The sequence below is a fragment of the Chloracidobacterium sp. genome, assembly GCA_016711345.1.
Taxonomy (GTDB): Bacteria; Acidobacteriota; Blastocatellia; order Pyrinomonadales; family Pyrinomonadaceae; genus OLB17.
This window is the reverse complement of the sequence record JADJTD010000001.1, coordinates 2,784,252-2,811,036: the sequence shown is the minus strand read 5'-3', so window position 1 is coordinate 2,811,036 and position 26,785 is coordinate 2,784,252. Positions and strand designations below refer to the sequence as shown.

At 50.4% G+C, this 26,785-nt stretch carries 24 protein-coding genes; 8 read left to right on the top strand and 16 right to left on the bottom strand.

Features of this window, described 5'->3' with window-relative positions:
- Nucleotides 1-54: 54 nt before the first annotated feature.
- Nucleotides 55-1,485 (bottom strand): trypsin-like peptidase domain-containing protein, encoded by a 1,431-nt coding sequence (locus IPL32_11640; protein MBK8466474.1) that lies wholly within the window; start codon nucleotides 1,483-1,485, stop codon nucleotides 55-57.
- Between the two features lie 126 nt (nucleotides 1,486-1,611).
- Nucleotides 1,612-2,574: an alcohol dehydrogenase catalytic domain-containing protein gene (locus IPL32_11635; protein MBK8466473.1), complete on the bottom strand. Its 963-nt coding sequence runs from the start codon at nucleotides 2,572-2,574 to the stop codon at nucleotides 1,612-1,614.
- A gap of 96 nt (nucleotides 2,575-2,670) precedes the next feature.
- On the opposite strand from IPL32_11635, the gene IPL32_11630 reads away from it, so the two are divergent.
- From IPL32_11630 to IPL32_11620, 3 genes are read left to right on the top strand one after another with little or no spacing between them, the layout of a single operon-like run.
- Nucleotides 2,671-3,246, top strand: coding sequence for a hypothetical protein (locus IPL32_11630; GenBank protein MBK8466472.1), 576 nt, complete (start codon nucleotides 2,671-2,673; stop codon nucleotides 3,244-3,246).
- Nucleotides 3,246-3,584: a hypothetical protein gene (locus IPL32_11625; GenBank protein ID MBK8466471.1), complete on the top strand. Its 339-nt coding sequence runs from the start codon at nucleotides 3,246-3,248 to the stop codon at nucleotides 3,582-3,584. Before IPL32_11630 ends, IPL32_11625 begins: the two co-directional genes overlap by 1 nt.
- Before the next feature lie 37 nt (nucleotides 3,585-3,621).
- On the top strand, nucleotides 3,622-4,242 hold the full coding sequence (locus IPL32_11620) for a hypothetical protein (protein MBK8466470.1): 621 nt from the start codon (nucleotides 3,622-3,624) through the stop codon (nucleotides 4,240-4,242).
- A 23-nt stretch (nucleotides 4,243-4,265) separates the two neighbouring features.
- Here IPL32_11620 and IPL32_11615 read toward each other — a convergent pair whose 3' ends face one another.
- The 5 genes from IPL32_11615 to IPL32_11595 are packed head-to-tail and all read right to left on the bottom strand — an operon-like array spanning nucleotide 4,266 to nucleotide 9,728.
- Nucleotides 4,266-4,637: an FAD-binding oxidoreductase gene (locus tag IPL32_11615; GenBank protein ID MBK8466469.1), complete on the bottom strand. Its 372-nt coding sequence runs from the start codon at nucleotides 4,635-4,637 to the stop codon at nucleotides 4,266-4,268.
- Between the two features lie 8 nt (nucleotides 4,638-4,645).
- Nucleotides 4,646-5,944 carry a serine hydroxymethyltransferase gene (locus IPL32_11610; protein MBK8466468.1) on the bottom strand — a complete coding sequence of 433 codons (1,299 nt, stop codon included), beginning with the start codon at nucleotides 5,942-5,944 and terminating at the stop codon, nucleotides 4,646-4,648.
- 23 nt (nucleotides 5,945-5,967) lie between these two features.
- Nucleotides 5,968-7,965 carry an NAD-dependent DNA ligase LigA gene (ligA, locus tag IPL32_11605; protein ID MBK8466467.1) on the bottom strand — a complete coding sequence of 666 codons (1,998 nt, stop codon included), beginning with the start codon at nucleotides 7,963-7,965 and terminating at the stop codon, nucleotides 5,968-5,970.
- 6 nt (nucleotides 7,966-7,971) lie between these two features.
- Nucleotides 7,972-8,985 carry an aromatic ring-hydroxylating dioxygenase subunit alpha gene (locus tag IPL32_11600; protein MBK8466466.1) on the bottom strand — a complete coding sequence of 338 codons (1,014 nt, stop codon included), beginning with the start codon at nucleotides 8,983-8,985 and terminating at the stop codon, nucleotides 7,972-7,974.
- Nucleotides 8,986-8,987: 2 nt separating this feature from the next.
- Nucleotides 8,988-9,728, bottom strand: a complete 741-nt coding sequence (locus IPL32_11595; GenBank protein MBK8466465.1) for a GNAT family N-acetyltransferase — start codon at nucleotides 9,726-9,728, stop codon at nucleotides 8,988-8,990.
- Between the two features lie 140 nt (nucleotides 9,729-9,868).
- On the opposite strand from IPL32_11595, the gene IPL32_11590 reads away from it, so the two are divergent.
- From IPL32_11590 to IPL32_11580, 3 genes are all read left to right on the top strand, one after another.
- Nucleotides 9,869-11,410, top strand: a complete 1,542-nt coding sequence (locus IPL32_11590) for a DnaJ domain-containing protein (GenBank protein ID MBK8466464.1) — start codon at nucleotides 9,869-9,871, stop codon at nucleotides 11,408-11,410.
- Nucleotides 11,411-11,498: 88 nt separating this feature from the next.
- Nucleotides 11,499-12,107: an HD domain-containing protein gene (locus tag IPL32_11585; GenBank protein ID MBK8466463.1), complete on the top strand. Its 609-nt coding sequence runs from the start codon at nucleotides 11,499-11,501 to the stop codon at nucleotides 12,105-12,107.
- Nucleotides 12,108-12,116: 9 nt separating this feature from the next.
- Nucleotides 12,117-13,049, top strand: coding sequence for a hypothetical protein (locus IPL32_11580; protein MBK8466462.1), 933 nt, complete (start codon nucleotides 12,117-12,119; stop codon nucleotides 13,047-13,049).
- Here the strand turns inward: IPL32_11580 and IPL32_11575 are convergent.
- From IPL32_11575 to IPL32_11540, 8 genes are all read right to left on the bottom strand, one after another.
- On the bottom strand, nucleotides 13,036-14,352 hold the full coding sequence (locus tag IPL32_11575) for an MFS transporter (GenBank protein MBK8466461.1): 1,317 nt from the start codon (nucleotides 14,350-14,352) through the stop codon (nucleotides 13,036-13,038). The genes IPL32_11580 and IPL32_11575 overlap by 14 nt on opposite strands.
- A gap of 142 nt (nucleotides 14,353-14,494) precedes the next feature.
- The gene (locus IPL32_11570; GenBank protein MBK8466460.1) at nucleotides 14,495-14,746 is read right to left on the bottom strand and encodes a hypothetical protein; all 252 of its coding nucleotides are present in this window, start codon (nucleotides 14,744-14,746) and stop codon (nucleotides 14,495-14,497) included.
- 17 nt (nucleotides 14,747-14,763) lie between these two features.
- Complete coding sequence (locus tag IPL32_11565) at nucleotides 14,764-17,178, bottom strand: TonB-dependent receptor plug domain-containing protein (protein MBK8466459.1); 2,415 nt, start codon at nucleotides 17,176-17,178, stop codon at nucleotides 14,764-14,766.
- A gap of 171 nt (nucleotides 17,179-17,349) precedes the next feature.
- A complete protein-coding gene (locus IPL32_11560; GenBank protein ID MBK8466458.1) occupies nucleotides 17,350-18,144 on the bottom strand; it encodes an enoyl-CoA hydratase/isomerase family protein in 795 nt (264 codons plus the stop codon).
- 83 nt (nucleotides 18,145-18,227) lie between these two features.
- Nucleotides 18,228-18,509, bottom strand: a complete 282-nt coding sequence (locus IPL32_11555) for a zinc-ribbon domain containing protein (protein ID MBK8466457.1) — start codon at nucleotides 18,507-18,509, stop codon at nucleotides 18,228-18,230.
- Between the two features lie 58 nt (nucleotides 18,510-18,567).
- Entirely contained in the window at nucleotides 18,568-19,509 is a 942-nt protein-coding gene (locus IPL32_11550) for a histone deacetylase (protein ID MBK8466456.1), read from the bottom strand.
- A gap of 101 nt (nucleotides 19,510-19,610) precedes the next feature.
- On the bottom strand, nucleotides 19,611-20,801 hold the full coding sequence (locus IPL32_11545; protein ID MBK8466455.1) for an FAD-binding oxidoreductase: 1,191 nt from the start codon (nucleotides 20,799-20,801) through the stop codon (nucleotides 19,611-19,613).
- Nucleotides 20,802-20,872: 71 nt separating this feature from the next.
- Complete coding sequence (locus tag IPL32_11540) at nucleotides 20,873-21,295, bottom strand: VOC family protein (protein MBK8466454.1); 423 nt, start codon at nucleotides 21,293-21,295, stop codon at nucleotides 20,873-20,875.
- A gap of 39 nt (nucleotides 21,296-21,334) precedes the next feature.
- On the opposite strand from IPL32_11540, the gene IPL32_11535 reads away from it, so the two are divergent.
- Nucleotides 21,335-22,510 carry an SAM-dependent methyltransferase gene (locus tag IPL32_11535; GenBank protein ID MBK8466453.1) on the top strand — a complete coding sequence of 392 codons (1,176 nt, stop codon included), beginning with the start codon at nucleotides 21,335-21,337 and terminating at the stop codon, nucleotides 22,508-22,510.
- Here IPL32_11535 and IPL32_11530 read toward each other — a convergent pair.
- Complete coding sequence (locus tag IPL32_11530) at nucleotides 22,477-23,181, bottom strand: hypothetical protein (GenBank protein ID MBK8466452.1); 705 nt, start codon at nucleotides 23,179-23,181, stop codon at nucleotides 22,477-22,479. The genes IPL32_11535 and IPL32_11530 overlap by 34 nt on opposite strands.
- 281 nt (nucleotides 23,182-23,462) lie before the next feature.
- Here IPL32_11530 and IPL32_11525 point away from each other — a divergent pair, with 281 nt between their 5' ends.
- Nucleotides 23,463-26,756, top strand: coding sequence for a VCBS repeat-containing protein (locus tag IPL32_11525; protein MBK8466451.1), 3,294 nt, complete (start codon nucleotides 23,463-23,465; stop codon nucleotides 26,754-26,756).
- Nucleotides 26,757-26,785 lie beyond the last annotated feature (29 nt).

The window sequence follows — 26,785 nt, the reverse complement described above, 5'->3', positions numbered from 1 at the left end:
TTGGCATCAATTAAATGCAAGCTTTGGACCTTGAAGTTGGATGTTGGACTAGGTCTACCTGACAGTAAATTGCACTATCTTGAGCTGGGCAGTTTTGGAGTCCGGCTCATAATACTTGATATGGAGAACGACAGCATCGCCAACTTTAAGGCGAGATGCCGCGATGTTAAAAGACTTTAGATCAGTGACGGTGGTTCGATTGAGCCGTTGTATAAGATCGCCCTCACCCAACGCCGGAAAACCCAGAGAATTTTTCAGATCGGAAACAAAGCTCGTTGAACTTACCTCTCTAATGACAAGCCCTTTAAGGCCGACGAGCCTGTACCTCTGAGCGAGGAGCGGGGTTAATTCTGCCAGTGTGAGACCAAAGGGATTTTGTTCTTCTTTGACATCCTTGACTGGTATTTTTGGACTGCTGGTTTCGCTAGTTGCGGCTCTGCTTGACGGCCGTTCCCCTAACTTTATCGATGCGCTTTTGCGTTCAAGATTAGCTCCCGCTTCTCGAAGGTAGGTAACTGAGATCAACTGGCCCGGCTGTACAGCGGCAACTTTTGAGATCATATCCCTTGCGTTCTCGATCGTTAGCCCGTTGAATTCGATGACGACATCGCCCACCTCCAATCCTGCGACTGCGGCGGGACTCTGTTTGTCGGGAACGTTCGTAACTATCGCTCCCTTCGCTTCTGCAAGGCCGTAAACGCGGGCAAACTCCGTGCCTACAGATTCGAGATATGCTCCTAAATACCCTCTGCGAACTTTACCATTCTTTACGATCTGAGCGTAAACATTTGCCGTCTCGTTAGATGGCAATGCAAAACCAACGCCGTTGTATCCGCCGGTCGCGGTCGCTATCTGCGAATTCACACCGATCACCTCGCCGTCCATGTTTACAAGCGGACCGCCTGAATTGCCCGGATTGATGACCGCGTCCGTCTGTATGAAGCGCTGAAACGGTGACGTGCCTGGCGTCTCGCGTCTTGTCTGCGAGATTATTCCGGCTGATACAGATTTTGCCAAGCCAAACGGCGAGCCGACCGTGAGTACCCAATCTCCGATCTCGGCCTTGTCTGAATCGCCAAACTTGAGAAATGGCAAATCGCGTCTGGCATCGATCTTAAGAACTGCAAGGTCGGTCACTTCTCTACCGTCCGAGCCGACTACAGTTGCTGTAAATTCTTCGCCAGAGTCGAGCTTGACGGTAACCCTTTCCGCATTTTCAACCACATGTGAATTCGTGATAATGTAACCGCTTTTATCGACGATAAAGCCGCTACCTACGGAATGTGCCGGCCGTTGGCGGCCCAAAAAATCCAACATACCTTTTGGATCATCGGGTTTGACCGGGCCGCTGTAAATAGCGGGAATCGTCTTACTTTTCGTATCAATACTAACAATCGCGGGAGCGACTTTTTTTGCGATGTCCGCAAACGATCTCGTCCTGTCCGGCTGTGCGTACGTATGAACAGTTAAGAGTGCAACAGCCAAAAAAATCAACAAAATGCTCTTTTGTCTCAAAGGCGATAATTCAGATCGTTTTAACATAGTCGAGGAAGGCTTCTGAAATAAGCGAGTTACCGACGGGAAGCTTTCTCTAAGAATTATACCAAATCCTTACGGCGACAGAATCACTTTTAGAACGCCCTTCGCTGCGGCACACTCCATCGCGACAATGCCATCTAAGAGCGAGAACTCATTTGTGATCAGATCGTTTACATTTATCAGACCGTCAGCAAGCAGAGTAATTGCCGGTTCCATCTTTCCGCAACGGGAACCGACTATAGTTATTTCATCGACAACAACACGCGAAGCCGCCCATGTTTGCGTGCCGTGAAACGTGGACTTGAGCACTATTTTTCCACGTGGCCTTACAAGATCGAGCGCCGTGGCAAATCCCGATTCGGAACCGCTTGCCTCAACAACAACATCGAATCGACCGGAAATCATCGGTGTCAGATTACCGAGAAAAATGCCCTCTACACCATTTTTTTCAGCGATGGACATTTTAGATGTGTGCTTGCCGATCAGCGTGACATTTTGTGATTTGAGAGCAAGACTCATTGCACACAGCAATCCGAGTTTTCCGTCACCGATGACCGCGACCTTTGTCTCGGGCAATATTTCAACTTGCTCAGTGACTCCAAAAGCTGCCGCGAGCGGCTCGGCGAAGACTGCCTGCGCATCTGTCACCCTGTCAGGAATCTCTATGAGATTTCGCGAGGGCAATTGCAAAAATTCGGCATGACAGCCGTCGCGATCCACAATGCCCAGAACGGTCCGCGTAGGACAATGCCGCGAATCGCCCGCAATGCATAGATCACAACTTCCGCAGCCTGCGTTTATCTCGCCAACAACCCTTTTCCCAACGATCTCAGTCCTGTCATCAGCCCTTTCGACAACACCGACGAATTCATGACCGATAGTTCCCGAAAAACCGGCGTAGCCTCGCACGATCTCAAGATCGGTGTTACAAATTCCCGACTTTAAAACGCGAACGAGCGCTTCAGATTCGTTATTAGGGTTGGCAACGTTTGCCACTTCAAGGCCGCCATCATGAGTAAAACGCAACGCTTTCATAAACCACGGATTATATACGAATAAAATATCCGCTAATAATTGATTGATAAAAATGTTGTATACTTTCAAATTGTCGGAGACAATGTTGTTGAATTTATGCTAAGAATCATTCTTTTGTTTGCCGTGCTTTTAGTGATTTGCTCTGTTGTTGCTTGCAGCCAAATGTCGAGTGGCGGCGGTGGAGGTGCGACTCCAACGGAAGCCTACAAACTCCTATACGCTGCTGTTAAAAGCAAAGACACGGAAGCCATTAAAAAACTGCTCACGAAAAAATCTATCGAATTCGGCGCGATGGCTTCGCAGCGAAACGGCACTCCGCTCGAAAAGGTCTATGAGAACGGATTTACAGCCACAACCTTTTCTGCAACCTTACCGACGATGCGTGATGAACGAATCGACGGCGATATGGGAGCATTGGAGGTTTGGAACTCAAAAGAAAGTAAATGGGAAGACCTCGCCTTCATTAAAGAGGACGGCTCATGGAAACTTGCGGTCGGAGATATGTTTGCAGGGACATACAAGTCACCTGGACCGGGCCGTGATGTGGTCGAAAAGCAGGCCGCAAACGCCGCAGCAAATTCTGACGTACAAAGTCCGCCTATATTAAACTCCAATGCTCCGATGCCCGGCATAAATACAGCGTCCAACAAAGCTGCCCATTCAAATAGGTAATGACCAAAGCTTCCGCCGTCGCGGAGATCATCGCAACATATCAAAAATACGGCTGGATATTACGCCGTGTGCTGCTTACCAGCCAGTCGAGCAAAAACTTGCAGCACGATAAAGACTCACTTTTCGGCGAAACCATAATTGTCGATTCGGCGATTGACGCGGCGTGGTTCTCACGTCCGCCGAAAAGCGGCGGTGTGGCTTGGGAAATACGATATTTGGGTGATATTCCATTTGCTTTGCTTGAAAACGTGGACGAAGATGATGAACAATTTGAAAATCTTCTTAGCTCCGTTGAGCTTCGTCTCTGTGAATCCATCTCGGCAAAAATATCAGCTTGACAACCGCGCCGTGCGATAGCAAACTTATTCAATTGACATGATGATCAAGGAATTAGGTGGAAGGGTTGCTCGTGTGTGGGACGGTTTGCGGCCCATGACAAAAAAAATGCTCGTCGGAGCATTGCAATCTAGCAATCCAACCCCGGCTAACACAAAGAGTCCTAAATTCTCCTACGACGCTCACGCCGACTGGGAAGTGAGCCGTCTGCTCAGAGCCCTCGACGAACAATCAAAGAAAAGTTCGATACGAAAGAATTCAGTAAAATTAGCTGAGATATCGCAGTTCGCAGATGCCTGTGCCCGCGTGCTCGAAGCACAGTCCGCTTCGGCCGAGGTCTTTATTCAACTTGCCGAGCGAGTTATACGAGAGAACGATTACGACCGTCTCGACAAACTTGCCGACCGCCTCGCAGAACGTTATTCGGCGGGCGAGATAGCAGAGATAGTCCGGCAGACCGAGCTTCCACAGATTCGCGCGATAGCCTACGAAACTCTATCAATGCTGCCGATACCTTCGATACTGCCGTTGTTGGATGATTCGCTATATGCGGAAATCGCCGCCGGAGCATTAGAGCAAAAAGCCTTTGAATTCGATTCCGAAGAGGCCCGCGACATCCTCGATCAACTTGAGGCCGAAAGCTCACTCGCAGATCAATAGCGTTTTTGAAAGAATCTTAGGTTTTATTTTTCGGGCTTTTTCACGCCTTTATTGCTTCCAAATCCCCAGCGGAAAGGCGTCGGCAGCCATGCGACGCCGCCGATCCGAACTCCAAGATAAATCACTGGGGAAAGAAATCGATGGCCTTTTGCACGCACACAATCGCAAAGCCGTTTGTCAGCCGCTCTTCTTTCCGCCTTTGTTCCGCCGAAATAATAAGCCTTGTCATGCTCGACACAGCAATCGCGATAGTTGCCGTCAGGAAAAAGCGAACAGCCGTCACTTTTGAAATCAGCAGGCATCGGACGGACGACAATAGTCTGGCTAAATGAAGATATGGAAAAAACCAACACGAGTAAGACGGCTGAAAGTAGTTGCGAAAATCTTTTGGTCATTTTAATCATTATGTCGCCGAGATCGATTCCTGCTTTGTCGCTTCCAACCGATTGAGATACATCGGAAATTTCGCCGTTATCTCCGCAACGCCGCGCCTGACATTCGCCTTGACTTCCTCTGATTCCGGTTCGTGGATGATCGACGCGATCATTTCGCCGATCAACTTCATTTCAGATTCCTTCATCCCGCGAGTCGTAAGTGCAGGCGTTCCAAGACGAATGCCTGACGCGACAAAAGGCTTGTTAGTATCGAAGGGGATCGTATTTTTATTGACCGTGATATGCACTTCATCGAGTGCCTTTTCGGCGACCTTGCCCGTGATGCCCTTGCCGTCCATAAAGACATCGACGAGCAGCAAATGATTATCCGTTCCGCCCGAAACGAGCCGCAGACCCGCGTTTGAAAGTGTCTCTGCCAGCACCTTTGCATTGTCAATTATCTGCTGTTGATACGCCTTAAAATCGCCGCGCAAAGCCTCACCAAACGACACTGCTTTTGCAGCGATAATATGCACCAGCGGCCCGCCTTGAACGCCCGGAAAAACGCTGCGGTTTACGTCAGCAGCAAATTCCTCGCGGCACAATATCAATCCGCCGCGCGGACCACGCAAGGTCTTATGCGTCGTCGTCGTTACAAATTCGCAATGCGGCACCGGCGAAGGATGCAAGCCCACAGCAACTAGTCCCGCGATATGTGCAATGTCGGCCATTACCTTTGCACCAACGCTGCGTGCGATCTCGCCAATGCGTGCAAAATCTATCGTCCGCGGATAAGCCGACGCACCGCAAATGAGTAGCTTCGGATTGCTCTCTTCGGCCTTTCGCTGCAGTTCGTCGTAATCGATCTGCTCGGTGTCTTTATTAACGCCGTAATCCGCGACCTTATAATTGATCCCCGAAAAATTGAGCGGATGGCCATGTGTCAAGTGTCCGCCATGCGAGAGATTCATGCCGAGGATCTGATCGCCATGGTCGAGTGCCGTCATCAAAACAGCCATATTAGCCTGCGCACCTGAATGCGGCTGGACATTAGCATGCTCGGCTCCGAAGATCTCTTTAGCCCGATCTATCGCCAAATTCTCGACGACATCAGCAAATTCACATCCACCATAATACCGTTTCGCCGGATAACCTTCGGCATATTTGTTTGTAAAGACCGTTCCCATCGCCTGCAAAACGGCCTCGGACACAAAATTCTCCGACGCGATAAGCTCAAGCCCGTTCGTCTGACGCCGCACTTCGTCATTAATAGCCTCGCTGACCATCGGATCAACCTCTAATATATTTGCTGTGAAAAAATCATTCATAAGAAAATGATATATGTTTTCGTTTATTGAATCATCGAACGGAATTCGTTTTCATCCAATACTGCAACACCTAGTCCTTCCGCTTTAGTCAATTTCGACCCCGCATCGCTTCCAGCAACAACAAAATCAGTATTTTTACTGACCGATGATGACACGCGGCCGCCTCGTTCTTCGATAAGTTTTGCGGCTTCGTCGCGGGTGTAGTTTTCGAGCTTGCCGGTCAGGACAAAAGTTTTGCCTTGAAATCTTTCGTCGAGCATTGCCGTGCTCGCGGCGTCAGTTTCGGTTTTGACTCCGACGGCTTTGAGCCGTGCGACAAGATCGACATTTCGCGGATCGCGAAACCATTCATAGACGCTCTCGGCGACAGCGAGGCCGATCTCGTGGATGTCGTCGAGTTCCTGGACGCTCGCCTCGGCAAGGCGGTCGATGCTGCGGAAGTGATTCGCGAGAATTTTTGCGTAGCGTTCGCCGACGTGCCGAATGTCAATGCCGTATAGCAAACGCTGCAAGCCGCGAGACTTGCTCGCCTCGATCTGTTCGATAAGATTGGTTCCCGATTTTTCGGCCATTCGGTCGAGGCCCGAAACCTGTTCGAGAGTCAGCGAATAAAGGTCGGCGACATCGCGGATCATTTCTTTGTCCACCAGCATTTCTACCAACACTTCGCCAAGGCCCTCGATATCCATCGCCTTTCGCGATGCGAAATACAGTATGCGAGCTTTCAATTTCGCCGGACAAATATCATTTGTACACCGCCGAACGGCTTCACCTTCCGGACGCACAGCAGGCGAATGACAAACAGGGCAAGCATTTGGAAACTCAAATTCCGTCTCGCTGCCGTCGCGTTTCGTTGTTACGACTTGCAGCACCTGCGGAATGATCTCGCCGCTCTTTTCGATCATCACCCAATCGCCAATTTTTAGATCGAGCCGCTTGATCTCGTCCTCGTTATGGAGCGAAGCTCGTGCGACTGTAGTACCCGCAAGCAAAGTTGGTTCGAGATGAGCAACCGGCGTCAAAGCACCGGTTCGGCCAACCTGAATGCCGATACTGAGTAATCGTGTAGTCGCCTGTCGGGCCGGATATTTGTACGCAATCGCCCAACGCGGAGCTTTAGTCGTTGCCCCAAATTCGTCCTGCAGTGCAGTCGAATTGACCTTTACCACAACACCGTCGATCTCGTAATCAAGGCCGTCACGGTGGTTTTCCATTTCATTAATAAACTCAACCAACTCTTCAAAATTGCTACACAAGCGGCGATTTGGATTGACGTGAAAACCGTTTCGCTCGCACCATTCAAAATTTTCCCAGTGCGTCGCGAACATCTTCTGATTTCCCGTAAAAGCATCATACGGAAACATGTCGAGTCGCCGCGATGCGACGACTGCCGAATCGAGCATCCTCAACGTGCCCGACGCCGAATTCCGTGCGTTGGCAAACATCTTTTCGCCCTGCATTTCGAGTTCCGAATTGATCCTTGCAAACTGCGACCGCGACAGAAACACTTCGCCGCGCACTTCGGCATGCGCCGGTGCATCAACCTTCAAACGCAGCGGAATTGTTTTGATCGTCTTAACATTTTGCGTGACCTCATCACCAGTTTGTCCGTCACCGCGAGTAGCACCCGTTACTAAAATGCCTTTCTCGTAATGCAGAGAAACACTCAGCCCATCGATCTTCAACTCGGCAACGTATTCGAGATTGCGGCCCTCGGCCATTTTTTCACATCGCTCGGTAAAGGCTTTGAGGTCGTCCAGACTGTAGGAATTATCAAGCGACATCAATGCCACAGTGTGTTTGAACGGCTGCAGGCTCACTGCCTTACCTCCGACACGCTGAGTCGGGCTGTCAGGCGTAACAAGTGCGGGATGCTCATTTTCAAGGGCTCTTAGACGTTCGAGAAGCTGATCGAATTCAAAATCCGAGATCTCCGGCGAGTCTTGCTGATAATACAGATCGCTGTGGCGTTCGATCTCTGCACGAAGGTTTTCAATCTCTTTCTGAATTTCTGAACTCATACAAAATTAACTCATAAACTCCGCGATCAAACGATGAAAATGATGCGTTCCCTGCTCTCGTGTGGGCGAATAACGTCCGTGAGAATAAAACCGCGACCGAATGCCATTTTGAACACTTTCGACAACGGCCTCGTCTTCCATTTCGACAGAATGCAGATCGGCTCCCGCTCCTTTGTCCACGAGTGATTCGTCACAAACGTATGTCAAAAATTCAACTACGCTTTTCGACGGTGAAACCGGTCGAACAACATTCACGGAAAGTCCCCACGGATAAAAATTTAACATCAGATTCGGAAAGATATATAAATATCTCGCGGCGACTTCACCTTGGTCGTCATACCCGGTTTGCACGCTCGAATAACGAAACGTCTCGGTGGTGTAACTGCCGTAATCGACGATCTCATTTAAACCTTGATGGACATATGGAATATGAAAGCCTTCAAGATAATTCTCGCAATACAACGCCCAGTGCGCATTAACTTCATATTCGCGTGTCGCTGTTAGACGCAACCCCGGTGGTTCTGAATACTGGATAGTAGCTTCATTTACAAACGCTTCAAACGTATCAACCGGATCGATCGAGGCAAACATAAATCCGCCCTGAGCAGCAAACGCGATCTGGCGCAAATTATCACTCTCGGATGGAAAATCCTCAACCCCTTCAAATTCCGGCATCGACAAAAACTTACCATCAAGCGAAAAACGCCGCCCGTGATAGGAGCAGCGGATCAGATTAGCCTCGCAAGGCTCTTCGACAAGAATTTTGCCGCGATGCGTACAAACATTTGAAAGGCACGTCACCGATTCTTGCGTTTTCACCAGCAAAACGGGCTCATCAAGAAAGCCAGGCAAAATCATTACAGGCTTTAGTCCCGACATTTCGTTTGAATGACCAAGGAATTGCCACGAGCCTGCAAAGATCTTTTCTTTTGATATTTCGAAATACTGCTCATCCGTATAAAAATCGGACGCAAGTGTCTTTGCCTTTCTAATATCGGGATCTATCTCAAAGATTGACATCGTTAATCTTGATATAGCAAAAATGCCGGTCGTTTATCGTCGCGTCTAAATCCCCTTGCGATATAACCATTGTCAAACGCCGCTTCAAATTCAATGCGAATGCGCGTCTGCTCGGCTAGTGCTTCGGTTGGAGAGGATGCAACCAATCCCAACCAGTCATTCATTATCTCTATCTCAGCACTTTGTTCACGATCATCTCCAAATTGCGCTCCTGACGCTAATGCCGCAACTTTAGGACTTTCCAAGTGCCATTCTGCGAACAAACGGTCGCTAGCGAGACCGATCTTGTTATCGGCGGTAGCATAGTCTGTACCATAAAAATTCGGCCGATATTCTGAGACGATCGCTCCGAGTTTTTCGAGGTTAAAATAGGCATTTCTCGCCTTTATAGGCTCAAATGTCCACTTGATGTATTTTACACCTTCATCCAAAGCTCTTGTTCGCTGCGCCCATTTAAGCTTCGCTCCGATACCGTAACCTTGGTATTCCTGTCGAACACCCGTCATATGGGAGTAAAAGGCACGTTCGCCACGCAAAAATGCCGGAACGCTCAGCACAAAACCCGCAAGCCTCTCGCCATCATACGTACCAATCACAAAGCCGCCCGCGTTTTTCGTCACGACAAAATGCCTTACAGGCGACAATTCCACCTCAGGCAAAGCAAAAACCTCGCGTTGGATCTGCACACATGCGGCCAGATCATCGAGGTTATTACATTCGCGAATTTCCAGCTCTTTTTCCATCAAAAAACCGACTGCAATTGATTCAAATCCTATCAAATGAACGCCCGAAACGCGAAAAAATACCTTAACTTTTAGGCTCCATATTTGTTATTATTGTAATAGGCTGCTCCTGGCCGTTTCCCGCCTCTTTCTTTTACAAAATGACCCCACAGACGCAGACAGACCTAGAAATAACCGGAAGTTTCTACGCTCATCCGCTTGCCGAACTCATAACCGAGATCATGCAGGCACGGCTGAACGGCAGTTTGCGCGGAGCCGATAAGGAAAAAAAATGGGTCATTTATTGCAAGGGTGGTAAGGTTGTCTTTGCGGTTTCCAATGCCAGAAGTTCGCGCCTATTTGACATCTTGATGCGACGAAATCGGTTGAAAAAAGAGGAAGTTGCCGCGATCCCCAATTTCTCGAACGACTTCGAATTTGCCGCACATCTGCAAAGCAAAAAACTGTTATCTAAGGCCGATTGCGATCAGTTATTCGCCGAACAGATACAGGAAATAATAGTTGACGCGCTGTCGTGGACACAAGGTAATTGGACATTCAGCTCGCTGGCCCGCATTCGCGACGGCCTCACCTTTGACATAAACACGCGACAACTGCTGATCGAATATACGCGATGCCTCCCAGTAGATACGGTGCTGGGACGATTTCGCAGCATGGAAGAAACCTTCACGCGGTCGGAAGCCGATGCAACCGATCTTCGTCTGGACGCCGAAGAAGCTTTTATCTTGTCAAGGTCGGAGGACACGCCACTATCAGCAACTGACCTTGTCAGTATGGCAGCGATGAGTGAGTCGCGGGCATTGCACGCGCTTTACACGCTCTGGACGGGCGGACTGCTTGTTCGCAGAAAGGGGAGGCCGGCATTTGACGCAAATCATGTTGCCGCTATGAAAGACGCTCGACTTGAGCTAAAACGGGAAGCCAAACTAGCGCATGTTCCGCAACCGGTCGCTGAGATCCCGAAAGAACAGCCCGAGGTCGAGCTTCCGAAAAAAGAACAGGACGAAGTAATCTCGGTCGAAGCGTATCTGGCACAGGTCGAGAATGCAGAAACTTATTACGATATCCTCGGCGTCGACTCGCTTGCCGATGTCGAGGAGCTAAAGCGTGCGTATTTTCATCTCGCTCGTAATTTCCACCCCGACAGATTCCACTCAGAAGGCGGCGAGAGGCTTGCTCGCATCCAACAGGCATTTACCGAGCTCGCTCAGGCGCACGAAACGCTGAAAAACGAAGCGAGCCGCGAAATGTACGATTACCGAATGCGCAAAGAACTTGCCGAACGCGAAAAACTTCGCGAATCAGGCGGCGAGCGCGACGTTAAACTGGAGCAGGCCGACGAACATTTCGAACGTGGCTTCAGCCTGCTAATGGATAACGATCTAGAAAGGGCACTGCCGTTTCTCGCTCGTGCAGTACATTTCGCTCCGAAGGTCGCCCGCTACCACGCATATTACGGCAAGGCGCTGTCGGCAGATGCAAAACAGCGTCACAAAGCCGAGTCTGAGATGCAGGCTGCGTTGCGGATCGAGCCCAACAACGCGACGTTTCGCATTTTGCTCGCCGAGTTCTTCATTCAAAACAATCTGATCAAACGTGCCGAGGGTGAATTGAACCGCCTTCTGACAATCTTCCCCGGCCACCGCGAAGCCATAGACTTGCTAGCGAGTTTGAAGTTGTAAGTCTTACTCAGTCTCAAGACTTAGGACTCTAGACTCAAGACTCATCTTTTAGCTTGAATCTTCCGGTCAAAGACGCGACACTATAAGGATGCAGAGTGCACTCGCCGATTTCCCGGGATTTGATGAAAAGCTTCTCCGGATGGCGCCACAAATGGACAGGTTCGAAGGCTATACCGACGCCCATAGCCAGCGGATCGCATCGTTTGCCGATTCGCTCGCGGCCACGTTTAATCTTGCTTCGCGTGACCGTTTCTTCCTTCAGCAGGCGGCTCTTGTCCATGACATCGGCGAACTGAAAATGAACCGGGACTACATCAGATCGACAAAGATCCTTAGTCTCGACGAACGCCTCGACCTCCAGCGTCATCCTGTGATCGGTGAACAGGAAACGGCGAAATTAGGCCTGCCGCGTGGCGTCCAACTCCTTGTCAGATGGCATCACGAATGGTGGAACGGCAGCGGTTATCCCGACGGATTGACGGCTGAACAAATACCGCTTGCAGCTCGAATACTGCGAATTGCGGATACCTATGCAGCACTGACTAGCCCAAGGCCGTTTAGGGCGGGTTGGTCGGTTGACGACGCAAAAAAATATTTGGTCGAGTGGGCGGGCATCGAGTTTGATCCGGCAATTGTAAAGGCTTTCCTTAACATCCGACAGGCAGCGGCGAAAATACGACCGGAGACTTACTCATAATAAAGACCTATGCACGGCCCTTCGAAGATATCACCCAAAAGCTGGCTCGCGTTCGACCTGAACGTTCTCCATCGAATGACGTTCACTTCCGTCGCTCTGCCATTCACGGATAGTCCGGTGCTCGGTTCATTTCTCAAGCGCTGGGATGTGCGAGTCGCTGCAAACGACCCGATGCAGTCGTCATGGATGCGTGCTTCGGCACAGATAGCGAATCCAGGCGAACGATTGTCGTCCGACGACGTAAATGTCGTTCTGGAAGACGCATACGTTCCCGGCTATCGCCTGCACAATCCTGCTCTGACAGATTGGTTCGGCGAGACTGATGCATGGTGGTTTGATAATGTCCGCCAACGCATCGACAAGCTAGCGTCGCCGCTTGCTCGTGCTATCGCATCCAGCGTGGCAATGGCTACTGGCGACTATGTGTTGTCCTTTACCGACGAAACTCGTGAATTGCGCCAGCCGCTCTCAAATGTCTTTCGACGAATCTGGTCGATACAGCCGGAACCTCACAACAACGGGCAAAACAACAGTTGTCACAACGGGACCGCCGACTCGTTCATTTCCGAGACATTTACCGATCTGATGTTTCTCCGTCTGCCGCCTGTCCATACGCAAAGCACCCGATCATTTCTCGGTCGTTCGGCGTGGCGCGAAGAATGGCTTCGCGGCGGGAACGATTTTTGGGATTCTCTGGAAACGAGTTTGAAAGGCCAGCTCGGCGTCGCAACCGAAACAAAATCGCAGTATCTTCATTTGCTCGAAGAGACCTTGCGAAAGGCCTCGCACATCAGCAACTGGGCGATCGCCCACGTCGAAACCGGCTTTATCCAAACTCACGACATCGTTGAAACCATAGGCAAACTCCGTCGCGTGGATACCGTTTATACAAAAGATTTTTCGGAGCTGACAGGCACAAAGGCCGTAATCATAACTGCCTAGCTTGTCGTTTTTCCCGTACAAACCACACAAGCCCCGCAGTTGCCGCAAGCAATCCAGAAAAGACCGTCAGCGTCTGAGGCGAAATATAATACATCAGTTCGCCGCCTACATAACTTGAAAGGCTGAACATCGCGAGTTCGGCACCGCGGTCGAGCGTCGAGATCCTGCCGCGGATATAATCCGGCAAACTGCGTTGAAACATCGTTTCCTGCACTGCGTATTCGACGCCGACTATGGCACGCGACACAAATGTCAGGATCGAAAATAGAAAAAGGTTCGGCATAAATCCTGCGGCCGCAAACAACACGCCGTGAATTATCAGCGTCCATCCGATAAATGAGCGAACAGACTTTTTCCGGTCGAGATAGTTCGAAGTCCGATGAGCGATCATCATCCCGAGAAATAATCCAAACCCTGCTGCCGTCCATAATAAAGCGACGGCAACATCGGGATTCCATGCTTCCTTTTCGGCATAAACAACGCCGCCCATTCGCTCGAAAACGATATTGATCGCACCACCGCCGGTCGCCCAGATGACATTCATTATCAGTATCGTGAATGCAAAACGATTACCGAACGCATAACGAACGCCTTCCTTCAACTCAAACCAAAACGATTCTCTCTGAGTTCCTTCTTTACCAAGAAAGGGCAGCGTCGTTTCATCAACAAAAGTATTCTCTTGTACTACCTCGCTCGCCTTTCCTTTTTCACTTACCGCTTCCTCCGGAATTAGCCAGACTGTGTATGCCGAGATCAAAAACGAGGCCGCATTGATGATAAAAGCTATTTGGTATCCAAATAAATATGCCGCCCAGCCGCCCAAAGCCGAGCCGACAGCCATCAGCAAAAACCGCGTGGAGAACATCAACGCAGTTCCTGCGAGCAAGCCTTCTTTACCTGTTAGATTTGGCGTTGCGGCGTTTTTTGCACCATCAAAAAATGCTCCAAAAGTTGAGAGAAGCGCCGTTGCTAAATAGGCGATCCAAAGATCGTCGGCACTCGTAACAAACAAAAACACCAACGCTATTGCGACTCTCACGATATCGCTGACGATCATTACCGTTCGCCGTGAAAATCTGTCAACAAAAGTTCCCGCGATAGGCGAAAATAACGCGAACGGAAGTATGCGGCATACCAGCAAGATGCCCGCTGCTCTCGGCGAAGCCTCAGAAACAACACGCACCAATCCTAATCCGGCAATAAAATTGAACCAGTTTCCAAGCTCCGAAATAAATTGTCCCGCGAGCAGATTGCGAAAATTCCGATTTCCACGCAACAACTCGCCATACGTCAGCGAATGCATCTAATTAGAATAAACGGTGCGAAAGATTTTTCAGAATCAAAGGTGCATGAAAAAGGCGGGAGGTACCGGTTGGTTACCGGTACCTTTAGCGAGGGCTTTTTGATTTAGTTTTACAGTTTTAGAGGCAGGTGAGCAATCTGTATTAATGAACTGAGCAGTTGGTATGAGTGCGTGCGTCGTGCTCGCCCAGATCTATCAGCGAAAATGGATTTGGTGTTTCCCATCCGCTGTAATTTATTTCAACAACAGACTCGGTAAACGCCGCAAACTCTTCGCGAGGAAAATTTAACACCATATTTTTGACTGACATATGCACGACGCCGCAGCCGACGCAATGCCACAACTTCACGTCGGTCATTTCTTTCGTTGGTTTAGCACTTCTTATAATTTCCATTATTTCAAACCTCAGCATCAAAAGTTGATCTTTACTCCGGTCTGCGCACTCCTTTCCATTGACGGCAAAATGCCGCGGCTGCGATCGATAATGTAAGTTTTGTCTGTGAGGTTTTTGACCGTCACAAAAAAGGTCGTCTTCCAACCCTCGACTGTGTAATTTGCAGTAGTGTTCCAGTAATTTTGTTTTGTGATAAAACCGCGTTGGCCATTCGCGATCGGCTTGACAGTATTGAGATCATCGGCAAACTGGCTGCCGATGAAAACATTCTCGACAAATACATTGAGGCCCTTTGGGTGTGAATAACCGACACTAGAGGTCGCGAGAGTTTCGGGCGTGTATGGCAGACGATTACCCGTTACCAAAACCGTCGGCGTGACCGAACTATATCTCACACCCCGAAACTCAGCCGTCGGCAACCACGTAAATGCTCCGCGAAAATACACATTATTTTGGGAGCGAAATATCGCGCCTGACTCAGCCAACGCCGAAAACTCAAACCCCTGTTGCAGCGTTTTGCCGCCGTTTGTCAACAGTGAACCGACACCGCCGGCAAGGCTCGCAGCCACGATCTGATTTTCATAATCGAGTCGAAACGCGGTCGCTTCAAACTGCAAACCCGTCATCGGCGTCGAACGCATTCCAATTTCGTAGTTCCAGCTTCCCTCTGGGTCGAGATCGACCACGCCGCCTGTATTGCTGATGATGTCCTCTGCACGAGGCGGTGAAAAACCGCGATGAACTCCCGCAAAGATAGTCGTCTTTGGCAACCCCGAATACGCAAATCCGATGCCTGGGATCACGGCGTTTACGGTCGTGCGTCCGAGAGCGATCGGCGTCGCGAGCTGATTCTCGCGATATATCTCGATACGCTCCAACCGCAAGCCCGGCGTGACCGCGATATCGCCAAAAATAAATCTGTGCTGAACAAAACCGCTTTGTGCAAAGTTGCTGCGGTAGTTTATCTCTGATGCAACGCCGTCGCGGCTCGTCGGCAGATCACCGTTTAGTTGGCGACGATATTGCCTTTCAAGATGGAGTCGAAAACCGGTTTTGATCTCCCCTCGAAACGCCGACCCTCCATTGTAATTAAGATCGAATCGCGGCTCGATGCCAACGGTATCGTAATTGCGCAGACGGCCTTCGTTGCCGCACGTCGTGTTTAAATTTGCCATCGACAGACAATCAGGATCTACGTTGAGACGATTTGGCCGCTGACCGGAGTTCGACGATTGACGCCACCAGTCACGCGAAAAACGGTTAAAATATGCATTCGTAGTAAGAGCTGCGTTTGATGAAAAAACAGTCGTGTAGGCGGTTGAGAACCCAAACCTATCGCCATAGAAAAAATCGTTTCTAAACGGATTTGCACGTGGGTTCGCGGCGTATTCCGCTGTCGTCAAGCCCGAATAAGTAACATTCGAATCTTCGCCGTAGTAGCTGAACTTAAAAGTAAGTGCGTTGTGGTCGTCGATCGTTTGCACGATCTTTGCGGTCACATCGTTGAGCCTCGAATTTGTATTTTCACGAGAGCCATCGCCTTGCTTTCGTGTGTAATGTGCAAATATTCCTGTGCGCCCGAGCGTGCCGCTGCCTGTGAAACTACCATTGAAATACTTGCTTTCACCGCCCGTCAGTGCGAGTGAAAATGAAGGTTTGGTCGTCGGATTCGGCGTCAGGTAGTTTATCACTCCGGCGATCGTCTGCGGGCCAAAGGCGATCTGGCTCGAACCTTTTAGAACCTCGATCGCCTCATAACGCTCTATCGGCGGATGATAGTACGATGCATTATCACCATACGGCGCATATGCGAGCGGAATGCCGTCTTCGAGCAGCAGGACCTTTGTCGAACGCGTCGGGTTTGTTCCGCGAATACCGATGTTCGGCCGCAAACCAAAACCCTCTTCGTCACGAACATTGACGCCCGCAACCTTTCTTAACGCCTCGGAAAAATTCAAGACCCTCGAACTGTCGAGAGTTATTTTGTCGATAACCGAGATCGAGCCCGGCACTTCGAACAAACTTTCAGGCGAACCCGCCAACAAGCTTGACGTCACCGATATCTCAACGGCGATCTGTCCCGGTTGCAGAGTGATCAGCAGATCTTCGCTCGTCGGCAAATTAACCTCGAATCTCCCTGTGCTAAAGCCCTCAGCCGTGACTGTCACCAAATATTTCCCTGTCGTTAGTTCGCCGAACGCAAATTTGCCATTTGCATCAGATATCTCCCGCCGCTGTGATGAAAGTTCTTTCCTCAAAACTGAAACGCTAGCACCCGACACCAGATCGCCGTTTATATCAACAACCTTACCGTGCAAATTGCTGCTTTGAGCCGACGCCGCTATCGCCGCACACACCAGCATAACCCCGAGCATTAAAGCTTGTTGATAAAGACTCGTCCACGATTCCTTTGAGTAAACTATAAAAACCACCCCAAACCCTCCTCACTCATTCAGCGCAAATAAGTCATTTCAAGATTGAATCTGATTAATCTTATTGAAAATGACTTTCAACTTCATTTAAGAGAATATAGACATACCAGAGGCTTGTCAACTGCAAGTTAAAAGTGTTGACTGCGGGGATCGTGAATTGAGATGAAAAAGCTACTTCCCTGTGAAAGCAGGCGGACTTTTATCAAAGAAAGCGGCAACACCTTCTTTGAAATCTTCTGATTTTCCGGACTCGATCTGGCACTCATGCTCGAGAGCAAGCTGTGCCGTGAGATCATTTGAGAAAGTAGAGTTGAGCATTCGTTTGATGCGGCCAATCGCACCGGTTGGGCCGACCGCCAGCTTCCCTGCCATCTTTGCAGCGTCCGTCGAGAGTTCACCGTCGCCGGCGATCGAATTGATCATACCGATCTGGAGAGCACGCTGCGCTGTGATCGAGTCGCCTGTCATAAACAGCTCGGCAGCAAGTTTTTCACCGATCGCGCGCGGAAGAAAGAATGTGCCGCCGCAGTCAGGCGTAAGGCCGATGCGGACAAAAGCCTCGCGAAACAAAGCATCTTCGGATGCAATCACAATATCACAAGCAAGCGCTAAATTGACGCCCGCGCCTGCGCATACTCCGTTAACGGCAGCAATAAAAGGTATCGGGGTTTCGCGGATCAATTTTATCAGTTCGTGCAGCGCGCCGAGAGGTTCTTCGAGAAACGCCTCGATCCGGCCTTCGCTTTCCCACATCGACTTCATCTCACGAAGATCACCGCCCGAACAAAATGCCCTGCCACTGCCCGTGAGAATAATTGAGCGCGCATTATCCGCGATCGCCTGTCGAATAGCGGCAGTTAAATCAACCGTCAATTGCTGCGACAGCGCGTTGAGGGCGTCAGGCCGATTCATCGCAACGGTAGCGATATTTTTATCTACTTCGTACGTAACAGTTTCAAAGGTCATAAATCTGAGTCTGGAGTCAAAAGTTGCAAGTCCCGAGTACCGACGTTCCGACTGCCGACTAAAGACTTCGAACACTCGACTTTTTAAGCGTGTCTTGCCCGCGAACGGCCGGCTTCGAAACAATCTTTGCACAGCACCGATCTGCCAACTTTCGGTTGAAACGGCACCTGATCGTGTCGTCCGCAGTTGTCGCAAACTATCTCGAACCGAGTCGGAGCATCTTCGCGCAGAGCCGCTTTCTTCGAACGGCATTTGGAGCAACGCTGCGGCTGCATCATGTTCCGTTGATAAAAAAGTTCCTGGTCTTTCTCACTAAAAATAAATGTCTCTCGACATTGAACACACGGAATTTCGACGTCCGGCATAGCGTTACCTCCTTTCAAAGTGGGTTACAAATTTAGGATAATTCTAGCACACTGATCTTCAACGGCTTAACTCAGCCACGTGGTTTTTGACAGTTTCGCCGAGAGTTTCGAGATTGTAGCCACCTTCGAGACATGAAACTATACGTCCGCCGCATGCATCGTTGGCCCATTGTTTTACGGATCGGGTCATCGCAACAAAATCGGGATCTTCGAGTCTCAATTGACCCAACGGATCAGTCAAATGAGCGTCAAAACCTGCCGAGATAATTATGAGATCGGGTTTACATTTTGCACCTATGTCCGCTAATGCTGCCTCTAACATCCGCGTTTGTTCACCGGCCTGCGTATTCGCCTTGACCGGAATATTCATCGTTTTGCCAAGGCCGCGGCCATGTCCTGTCTCGCCTCGCGTTCCCGTTCCGGGATACCAGGGATATTGGTGCATCGAGAAAAAGAAAACGCTTGGGTCATCATAAAAAATACCCTGCGTGCCGTTGCCGTGGTGCACATCCCAATCGATGATCGCGACACGCTCGATCTCCTTGTAATGACTTTGCGCGTAACGGGCAGCGACCGCGACGTTATTGAAAAGGCAAAAGCCCATCGCATTCTCAGCTGACGCATGATGCCCCGGCGGACGAGTAGCAACAAATGCATTTTTCGCACCGCCTTTCATTACTGCATCGACCGCCGCACAAGCCCCGCCTGCCGCAAATAGCGATGCATCGAACGACTGCATCGAGATCACAGTATCTGCATCCAACCGGTCAACGCCATGTTCGATCGCACCTTCGACACGCTTAAAATGCTGTGCCGTGTGGGCCGCGAGCATTAACCCTTTCGACGCCTTTTCCGGCGTGACCTCGTCGAGACTTTCCCAAAGAGCCTTGTCGCTGCGAAGTGCGTTCATCACAACTTCATATCGCATCGGCGTCTCAGGATGCCCGAAACCGGTGTCGTGTTTTTGATAGATCGGATGATGAACGATTGTCGTGCTCATAAATGAACATTAACGCAAAGACGCGAAGGTGCAAAGACGCAAAGGAATAAGATCAAATCTTTGCGACTTGGCATCTTTGCGACTTTGCGTTAAAAAAATCTTCAAATAAAAGCTGTTTCGTGAAGAAGTTCGCCTTTTGTGAAGCGATCAAGGCTCAGGCAGGAAACGTCCATAAAGCTTGCTTCGCCGTCAAGAATGATCTCGGCAAGTGCTTTGCCTGTCGCGGGTGAGTGCATCACGCCGTGGCCAGAAAAGCCGGCAGCAAAATATAATCCTTCTACACCGCATCCGCCGAGGATCGCGTGATGGTCGGGCGTATTTTCATACAAACCGGCACGGCATTTTTCGTAGATGATCTTCGCTCCGTTCAGGAATGGTGCTCGATGAGAGGCTCTTTCGCCGACCTTGTCGAGAAAGCCTTCGTCAAAGTCTGTCGAAAAACTCGCAGGTTCGTCCGGATCGGGATAAGCAAATAAAACATCATGGTTAGCAAATACACTTGTTTCCGCATCTGAGCCTTTGAAGACAAAATCGCGGGCAGGACGAAAGTGAAATCCGTCGGCCAAATCGATCACCATCGGCAGATCATTTGGCAATGGCTGCGGCGCTCGCGCCCAGACTATTTGCCGCCGCTGCGGCTCGACCGGCAATTCAATTCCTGCCGTCGCAGCAATATGTTGCGACCATGCTCCCGCGCAAAGAACGACGTTGTCGCACTCCAGCAAACCATTGGACGTGTGAACCCCAGTAACCCGACCGCCCTCAACTTCGATAGACCTAACGGTTGTACCGCTTATCACGCGAGTTCCTAGTAACGCCGCTCCCGTCGAAAAACCTTCAAGCACGGAAAGCGGATTGATAAAACCGTCAGCCGGACCAAAGCTGCCGCCGAGAATGTCCTCGCAATTCAACCCCGGCACCAACTTCGAGATCGTCCTGACGTCAACTATTTCGACCTCTTTGTAGCCAAGTTCACGCTGTCGTTCGCCGGTTCGCTTTAGGTAATCGATGTGCCGCTGTTCGGTGGCTAGAAAAATATAACCGCGAGGTTCGTACTCACAATCAAATTCCCAGTTGCGAAAAAAATCGAGCGAATACAGTGACAGTTTTATGTTGATGTCTGTCTCAAACTGCGCCCGAACTCCGCCGGTCGCTTTACCTGTCGAACCGAGGCCGAGCATCTTCTCGCGTTCGAGGATAACGATGCCATTCATGCCTCGCTCTGCCAGGTGATATGCAATCGATGTCCCGGAAACGCCGCCACCGATGATTACTGTCTCAGCATTTTTCATTAAGATTAGTCGCCACGGAGAAAGAAATCTAGCAACAGATGTCCTCAGATAGTCGCCCTCCGTGGTTAGGCTTATTTCGCAAAAACGAGCGACAAATCGTTAAACCCCTTGAATTCCAGCGCATTGCCGCTGGGATCGAGAAAGAACATTGTCGCCTGTTCGCCGACTTCTCCTTCAAAACGGACCTTTGGCTCGATGACAAATTTCACGCCCTTTGCATTCAGTTTTTCGGCGAGAGCGCGCCATTCGTCCATTGGAAGAATAATGCCAAAATGCGGAATCGGAACATGATCGGTATCGACATCGTTCGTTGATTTGATGCCTGCCGATTCGGGAGCGAGATGAGTGACGATCTGATGGCCGTAGAGATCAAAATCTATCCAGCATTCGGAACTGCGTCCTTCTGCGCATTCAAGCACACCTCCATAAAATGCACGGGCCGCGTCGAGATCGTGAACGGGAAAAGCAAGGTGAAACAGGTTTTTATTTTCCATAACTCAGATTTTAGCAAATCTATATGCTAACCTTTTTTGATGCGCGAGAATATCGACAAATTTGTTAGCGAACTCAAAAACAGCATCGAACGCCAGAACTTTGTTAAGCTCACGCTTGGAAATTATAAGGGCAGCGACGAACATCTGCAAAAGATCCTTGTTCGCCTGGTTAAAACCAAAAAGGGCGCACGGCTTTACTTTCTGTATCGCAGCGATACTCGTGACACGGCAAAAAACTACGACTTCGGTACCGGCGTCGCATTGATCAACGAAGCTCTCGATGGACAGTTTTTCAGCGGACATTTATTCACAACCGAACACGATTTCCAACTCGACATCGGCAAGAAAAATAAATCGCGGCTGAACATCGCGAAGCCGACATTCAAGGCTGTGCCGCAGCTCGCTCACGACCGCGAAAAAAAGGAACAGATCGACTCCGAGAGTTTTTATCTCAAGGCTCTAGGCATCACCGACGACACCGGCCGTATTCGCGACCAGCAGCGCGATAAATGGCGGCAGATCAACAAATTTGTCGAGGTTCTGGCGAGCCTTGTTGATAAATCAGAATTGAAAGATAGAACCGAGCTAAAGATCGTCGATATGGGCTCCGGCAAAGGTTATCTGACATTTGCGGCTTACGATTATTTCAAAAATATTCGCGTCGTCGATGCTGAATTGACCGGCGTCGAGCAAAAGCGAGACCTCGTCGACCTCGGCAACGGAGTTGCAGATGCTTCGATGTTCAGCGGACTTAAATTCGTACTCAGCAGCATTGCTGAGTACGATGTCGGAGATGTCGATATCCTGATCGCTCTTCACGCCTGCAACACCGCCACGGACGACGCCATTTACAAAGGCATTGCCGCTAAAGCGAGCCTGATCGTCGCCGCTCCATGTTGTCATCAGCAAATTCGGCCGCAGATCGTACCGCCTAATATGTTTCAAGACATCTTGAAACACGGCGTCATGCTCGAACGCACGGCTGAAACTATCACCGACGGCCTACGCTCGCTGCTGCTTGAACGAAGCGGCTATGCGACGAAATTATTTGAATTTGTCTCGGTCGAGCACACTCCGAAAAACAATATGCTCGTAGCCACGCGTCTGGCAAAACCCTTATCACCGGAACGTTTTGACCGGCAGATCAACGAAATCAAAACGCTATTCGGCATCCGCGAACATCATCTCGAAAGGCTTCTCACATCATCGAAATAAGTCTCGTCATCGGAGGAATCGACTATGCTCGCATCGCCCAAAAGATCTACGTCTAGATCTGAAACCTTCGAACCGCCGACGCTTGCTCTCGCTGTCGTGTAGATATAATCGCCGTCAGTCCCTCCGCTTCCGTTGGCTGCATTGCCGGCTGCGTAAAAGGTCACTCTGCCGAGAAACTGCGGCGGAGCGTTCCAAATAAATGTCCACGATTTCAAACCGAACGTCGTGGGTACAATACCGGCCGAAGTGTGCTCGACATATTGGCGAAGATCAGTACCGACTAGCCCTTCCACGATCTGAGTTTGGACCGTGTCCTGAAGCGTCCAAGTGCCAGCAGCACGTCCAAAATCATCGATTGCTGTCAATTGAAATCCGTAGTTAACGCCGTCCTCCTGGCTTGTTGTCACGGTGACCGTCATTTGCTGTCCGGGATAGTAAATGCGCGGCACACCTGATATCTTGACACCTCCGGTTCCACTGTTGGCAGGAAAATCAACATGGCAAACTGTGCAGTTGGACTCGCCGGGAGCATTTGTGAATGAGGGCGAAGGCCCCGACGCCGACGCGTTTGCCTGCTCACTGTTTGACAGGCCGAAAATCAAGGCCATGACGGCGCATACCGCTATTAAAGCCAGCTTTAAGAGGATTCTTCTGCCGATAACAACTTTCATAAGTTTTAAGACCGTGCTAGAGAAGGAGAAATTGACAATTATTTGACGCCGGAAAGTGCCGCGTGGCTTGGAAAATGTATCTTTTAAAGATTAGGGCATCGACAACAAGAATGTCAACGAGTTTAAACACCGTGTTTCGCGTAGCATTGACAATGCAGATAATAAACCCAATAATTTTTCCGTTAAGTTAAATTTCGTAACGCAATTGATTCGACGCCTGCCTGTCTTAAAGATATTTCATATTAACCCGTCTGACCGATCCGCTGGTGGAGGTTTCTAAGATGTTCAAACACAAATTTTTTTCACGTCTTTTTTTTACAATTTCTATTTTGATGCTTGGTGCTGTTACCTCCATCAACGGTTCCTGGGGCAACTTATTTGACCTTAGCCTTTTCTTTGCTTCTGATGATCTGGTTGTACCTGCGGAATCATTATTACTTACCCCCGCTGCAACACTTGGCAATTATCCTAATACTCCGATTGCTCTGGGTTCGAACACAACGATCACGCCCGATGTCGGGCCGACGAGCACGACAAGCATTAGTGCTGTAACCACTGCTGGTTTTGTAGGTGAATTGACCGCCGATCCGATAACGGGGGTCATTCAAGTAACGAATGCCCATCACGCCAATATCGCTCCCGGCACTTACACGGTGACGGTCCGGGCATTTGGGCCTGGCGGCACGGCGACGAGAACATTTCAGCTCACAGTGACGAACGGTGTCGCGTGTAATGGCGTTCCAAATTTTAGCAATGCGGCAAACGTCGGGGTTGGGAGCAACCCTATTTCCGCTGCGTTAAGCGATTTCAACAATGACGGCAAGCAAGACATCGCCGCTGTCAATGTCAATTCATCAACGGTTTCGATCCGCCTCGGCAACGGGCTCGGCAGTTTTTCGGGCACGACGGATGTGTCTGTAAGCAGCGGCCCGGTTTCAGTAGCGGCTGCAGATTTTAACAATGATGGAAAGCAGGATATCGCCACCGCAAACTCTCTTGCAAATACCGTCTCCATACGAATCGGCGATGGGCTTGGCGGCTTTACTTCGCCCGCCATTCCGGAAGTTGCCGTCGGCAGCAATCCGATCTCGGTCGCGGACAGCGATTTCAACAACGACGGCAAACGTGACATCGCGGTCGCCAATTACATTTCCGGCAACGTCTCGATCCGCTTAGGTGACGGTCTCGGTGCCTTTAGCGGAACGACCAATATCGGCGTTGGAGGCAATCCAAACGCAGTCGCTATCGGCGATTTTAATAGTGATGGCAACCCGGATATCGCCACGGCCAATGATAATTTTCCCGGAACGGTGTCTATCCGGATCGGTGACGGATCGGGTGGTTTTAGCGGCACTACAGAAGTTTCCGTCGGAAGCGATCCGGTTTCGGTTGCATTCGGCGACTTTAATAACGACGGTAAACAGGATATTGCTGTTGCTAACTTTAAGTCGGACACAGTTTCCATTCGCCTCGGAGACGGACTTGGCGGTTTTAGCGGTACAGCGAGTATCGTTGTGGGATTTAATCCAAATTCGGTCGCGGTCGGTGACTTCAATAACGACGGCAAGCAAGACATCGCCGCTGTCAACTATAAATCAGGCACCGTATCGATCCGGCTCGGCGACGGATCGGGCGGGTTCAGCGGCTCAACCGAAGTAGATGTCGACAGTTTCCCAGGTTCGGTAACGATTGGTGATTTCAACGCAGACGGCAGGCAAGATTTTGCGGTTGTTAATCGCGATGCCAACTCTTTGACGGTTCGTCTCGGGACATGCCTAGTGCCAACGCCGACTAATACGCCGACAGCAACTCCCGCTGCTCCTGCGGCGGTTTGTAGTCTCGCGGAAGGATTTGCCGACATAACGACACTGCCAGCAACCGGATGGGTTCAGACCAACAACAGCCAGCCCGGTCCAGGCACGTCCGGTTGGTTTCAAGGCGAATCGGGAGCATTTCCAGCACAGTCACCAAGCCCTGTCGCTAGTCCGACTCCTTCCACCGCCGCATATATAAGTGCCGATTTTAACAACGGCACCGGTCTATCGACGCTGAGCAATTGGCTCATTAGTCCGCCGCTGACTCTCCAAAATGGCGCTCAGTTCACATTCTGGACGCGGACGGCAACACCGGTTCAATTTGCGGACCGTCTTCAGATACGAATGAGCACGAACGGCGCAAGTTCGAATGTGGGGGCAACGGCAACTAGCGTAGGCGATTTTACAACATTGATGCTCGACATTAATCCAAGCTACCTGACTTCTGGTCTTGGCAGTTATCCGCTCGTATGGACGCAATTCACGGCGATTGTCAGCGGTCTTGGATCACCAGTCAACGGTCGGATAGCGTTCCGTTATTATGTCGAGAACGGCGGGCCAACCGGTACAAATTCGGATGTCATCGGCATCGACACGGTAAGTTACATTTGTAATCCGGCAAATACGCCTACTAATACACCAACTGCAACCGCAACGGTGACGGCAACCTTTACTCCAACGGCAACAAGAACGAACACCGCGACAGCAACGGCAACGTCAACCTTTACGCCAACACCGACGATCACAGCTACCAATACGCCCGCAAACACCCCGACAGCAACCCCTGGTGGAGATTCGGTCGCGGGAACGGTAACGTACGGTAACCCTGCATCGCCAACGACGAAGTTCATTTCGAACGCACAGGTGACGGGAACGGGATCGCCTAATGTGTTCACGACGACAGCAGCTCCTGGCGGAACAGCAGGACAGTACACACTGACCGGATTCGGTGCGGGTAATTACACTGTCGGAGTGGCGAAGACGACTGGACAGAATGGTATTGCTTCGGCGGATGCGGCTCGTATCGCACAGCATGTAGCTGGAACGGTGCTCATCGCCACCGCCCGTCAGAGGATCGCTGCCGACGTGACCAACAATGGAGCACTGTCCTCGACCGACGCTGCGCAGATCGCAAGGTTTGTATCGGGTCTCGGACCACCAATCGGCATCACCAACACTTGGAGATTCTTCGTTCCTAGCGTAACAGAACCGACGTTCCCGATCGGAGCATCGCCGACGACGAGGAGCTACACGGATCCGATCGGCAATCCTACGGGACAGGACTACATAGGAATACTTGTCGGTGAAGTCACGGGTAACTGGGCAGCAGGTCCACTTCGACCGGTCGCAGGGCCTGAGAGAAGCACGGCAGTCAATCTGCCGAAGCTTGTCACACCTGCGGATAGCGAAGTGATCATACCTGTTTCGGTTCAGGGAGCGGCTAATATGGGAATCATCGCTTATGAGTTCGATCTCCGATACGACCCGACAGTGATCCAGCCTCAGGCAGAGCCTGTGGAACTGGCAGGAACGGTTAGCCGCGGCTTAACAGCTGTTGCCAACCCGAACGAGCCGGGACTGCTTCGAGTAGTTATGTACGGCCCGATGCCGATAGATGAGGATGGTGTGCTTTTGAAACTGAGATTCTTTGCCGTCGGACTTCGCGGTTCGAAATCACCTTTAATTTGGGAACGAGTAATGTTCAACGAGGGGGCCCCGAAAGCAATGGCAGAAGAAGGACTGATTGCGATCGCTTGGTAGTAAAGTAACAAGTCCAGATACCCCCCTGT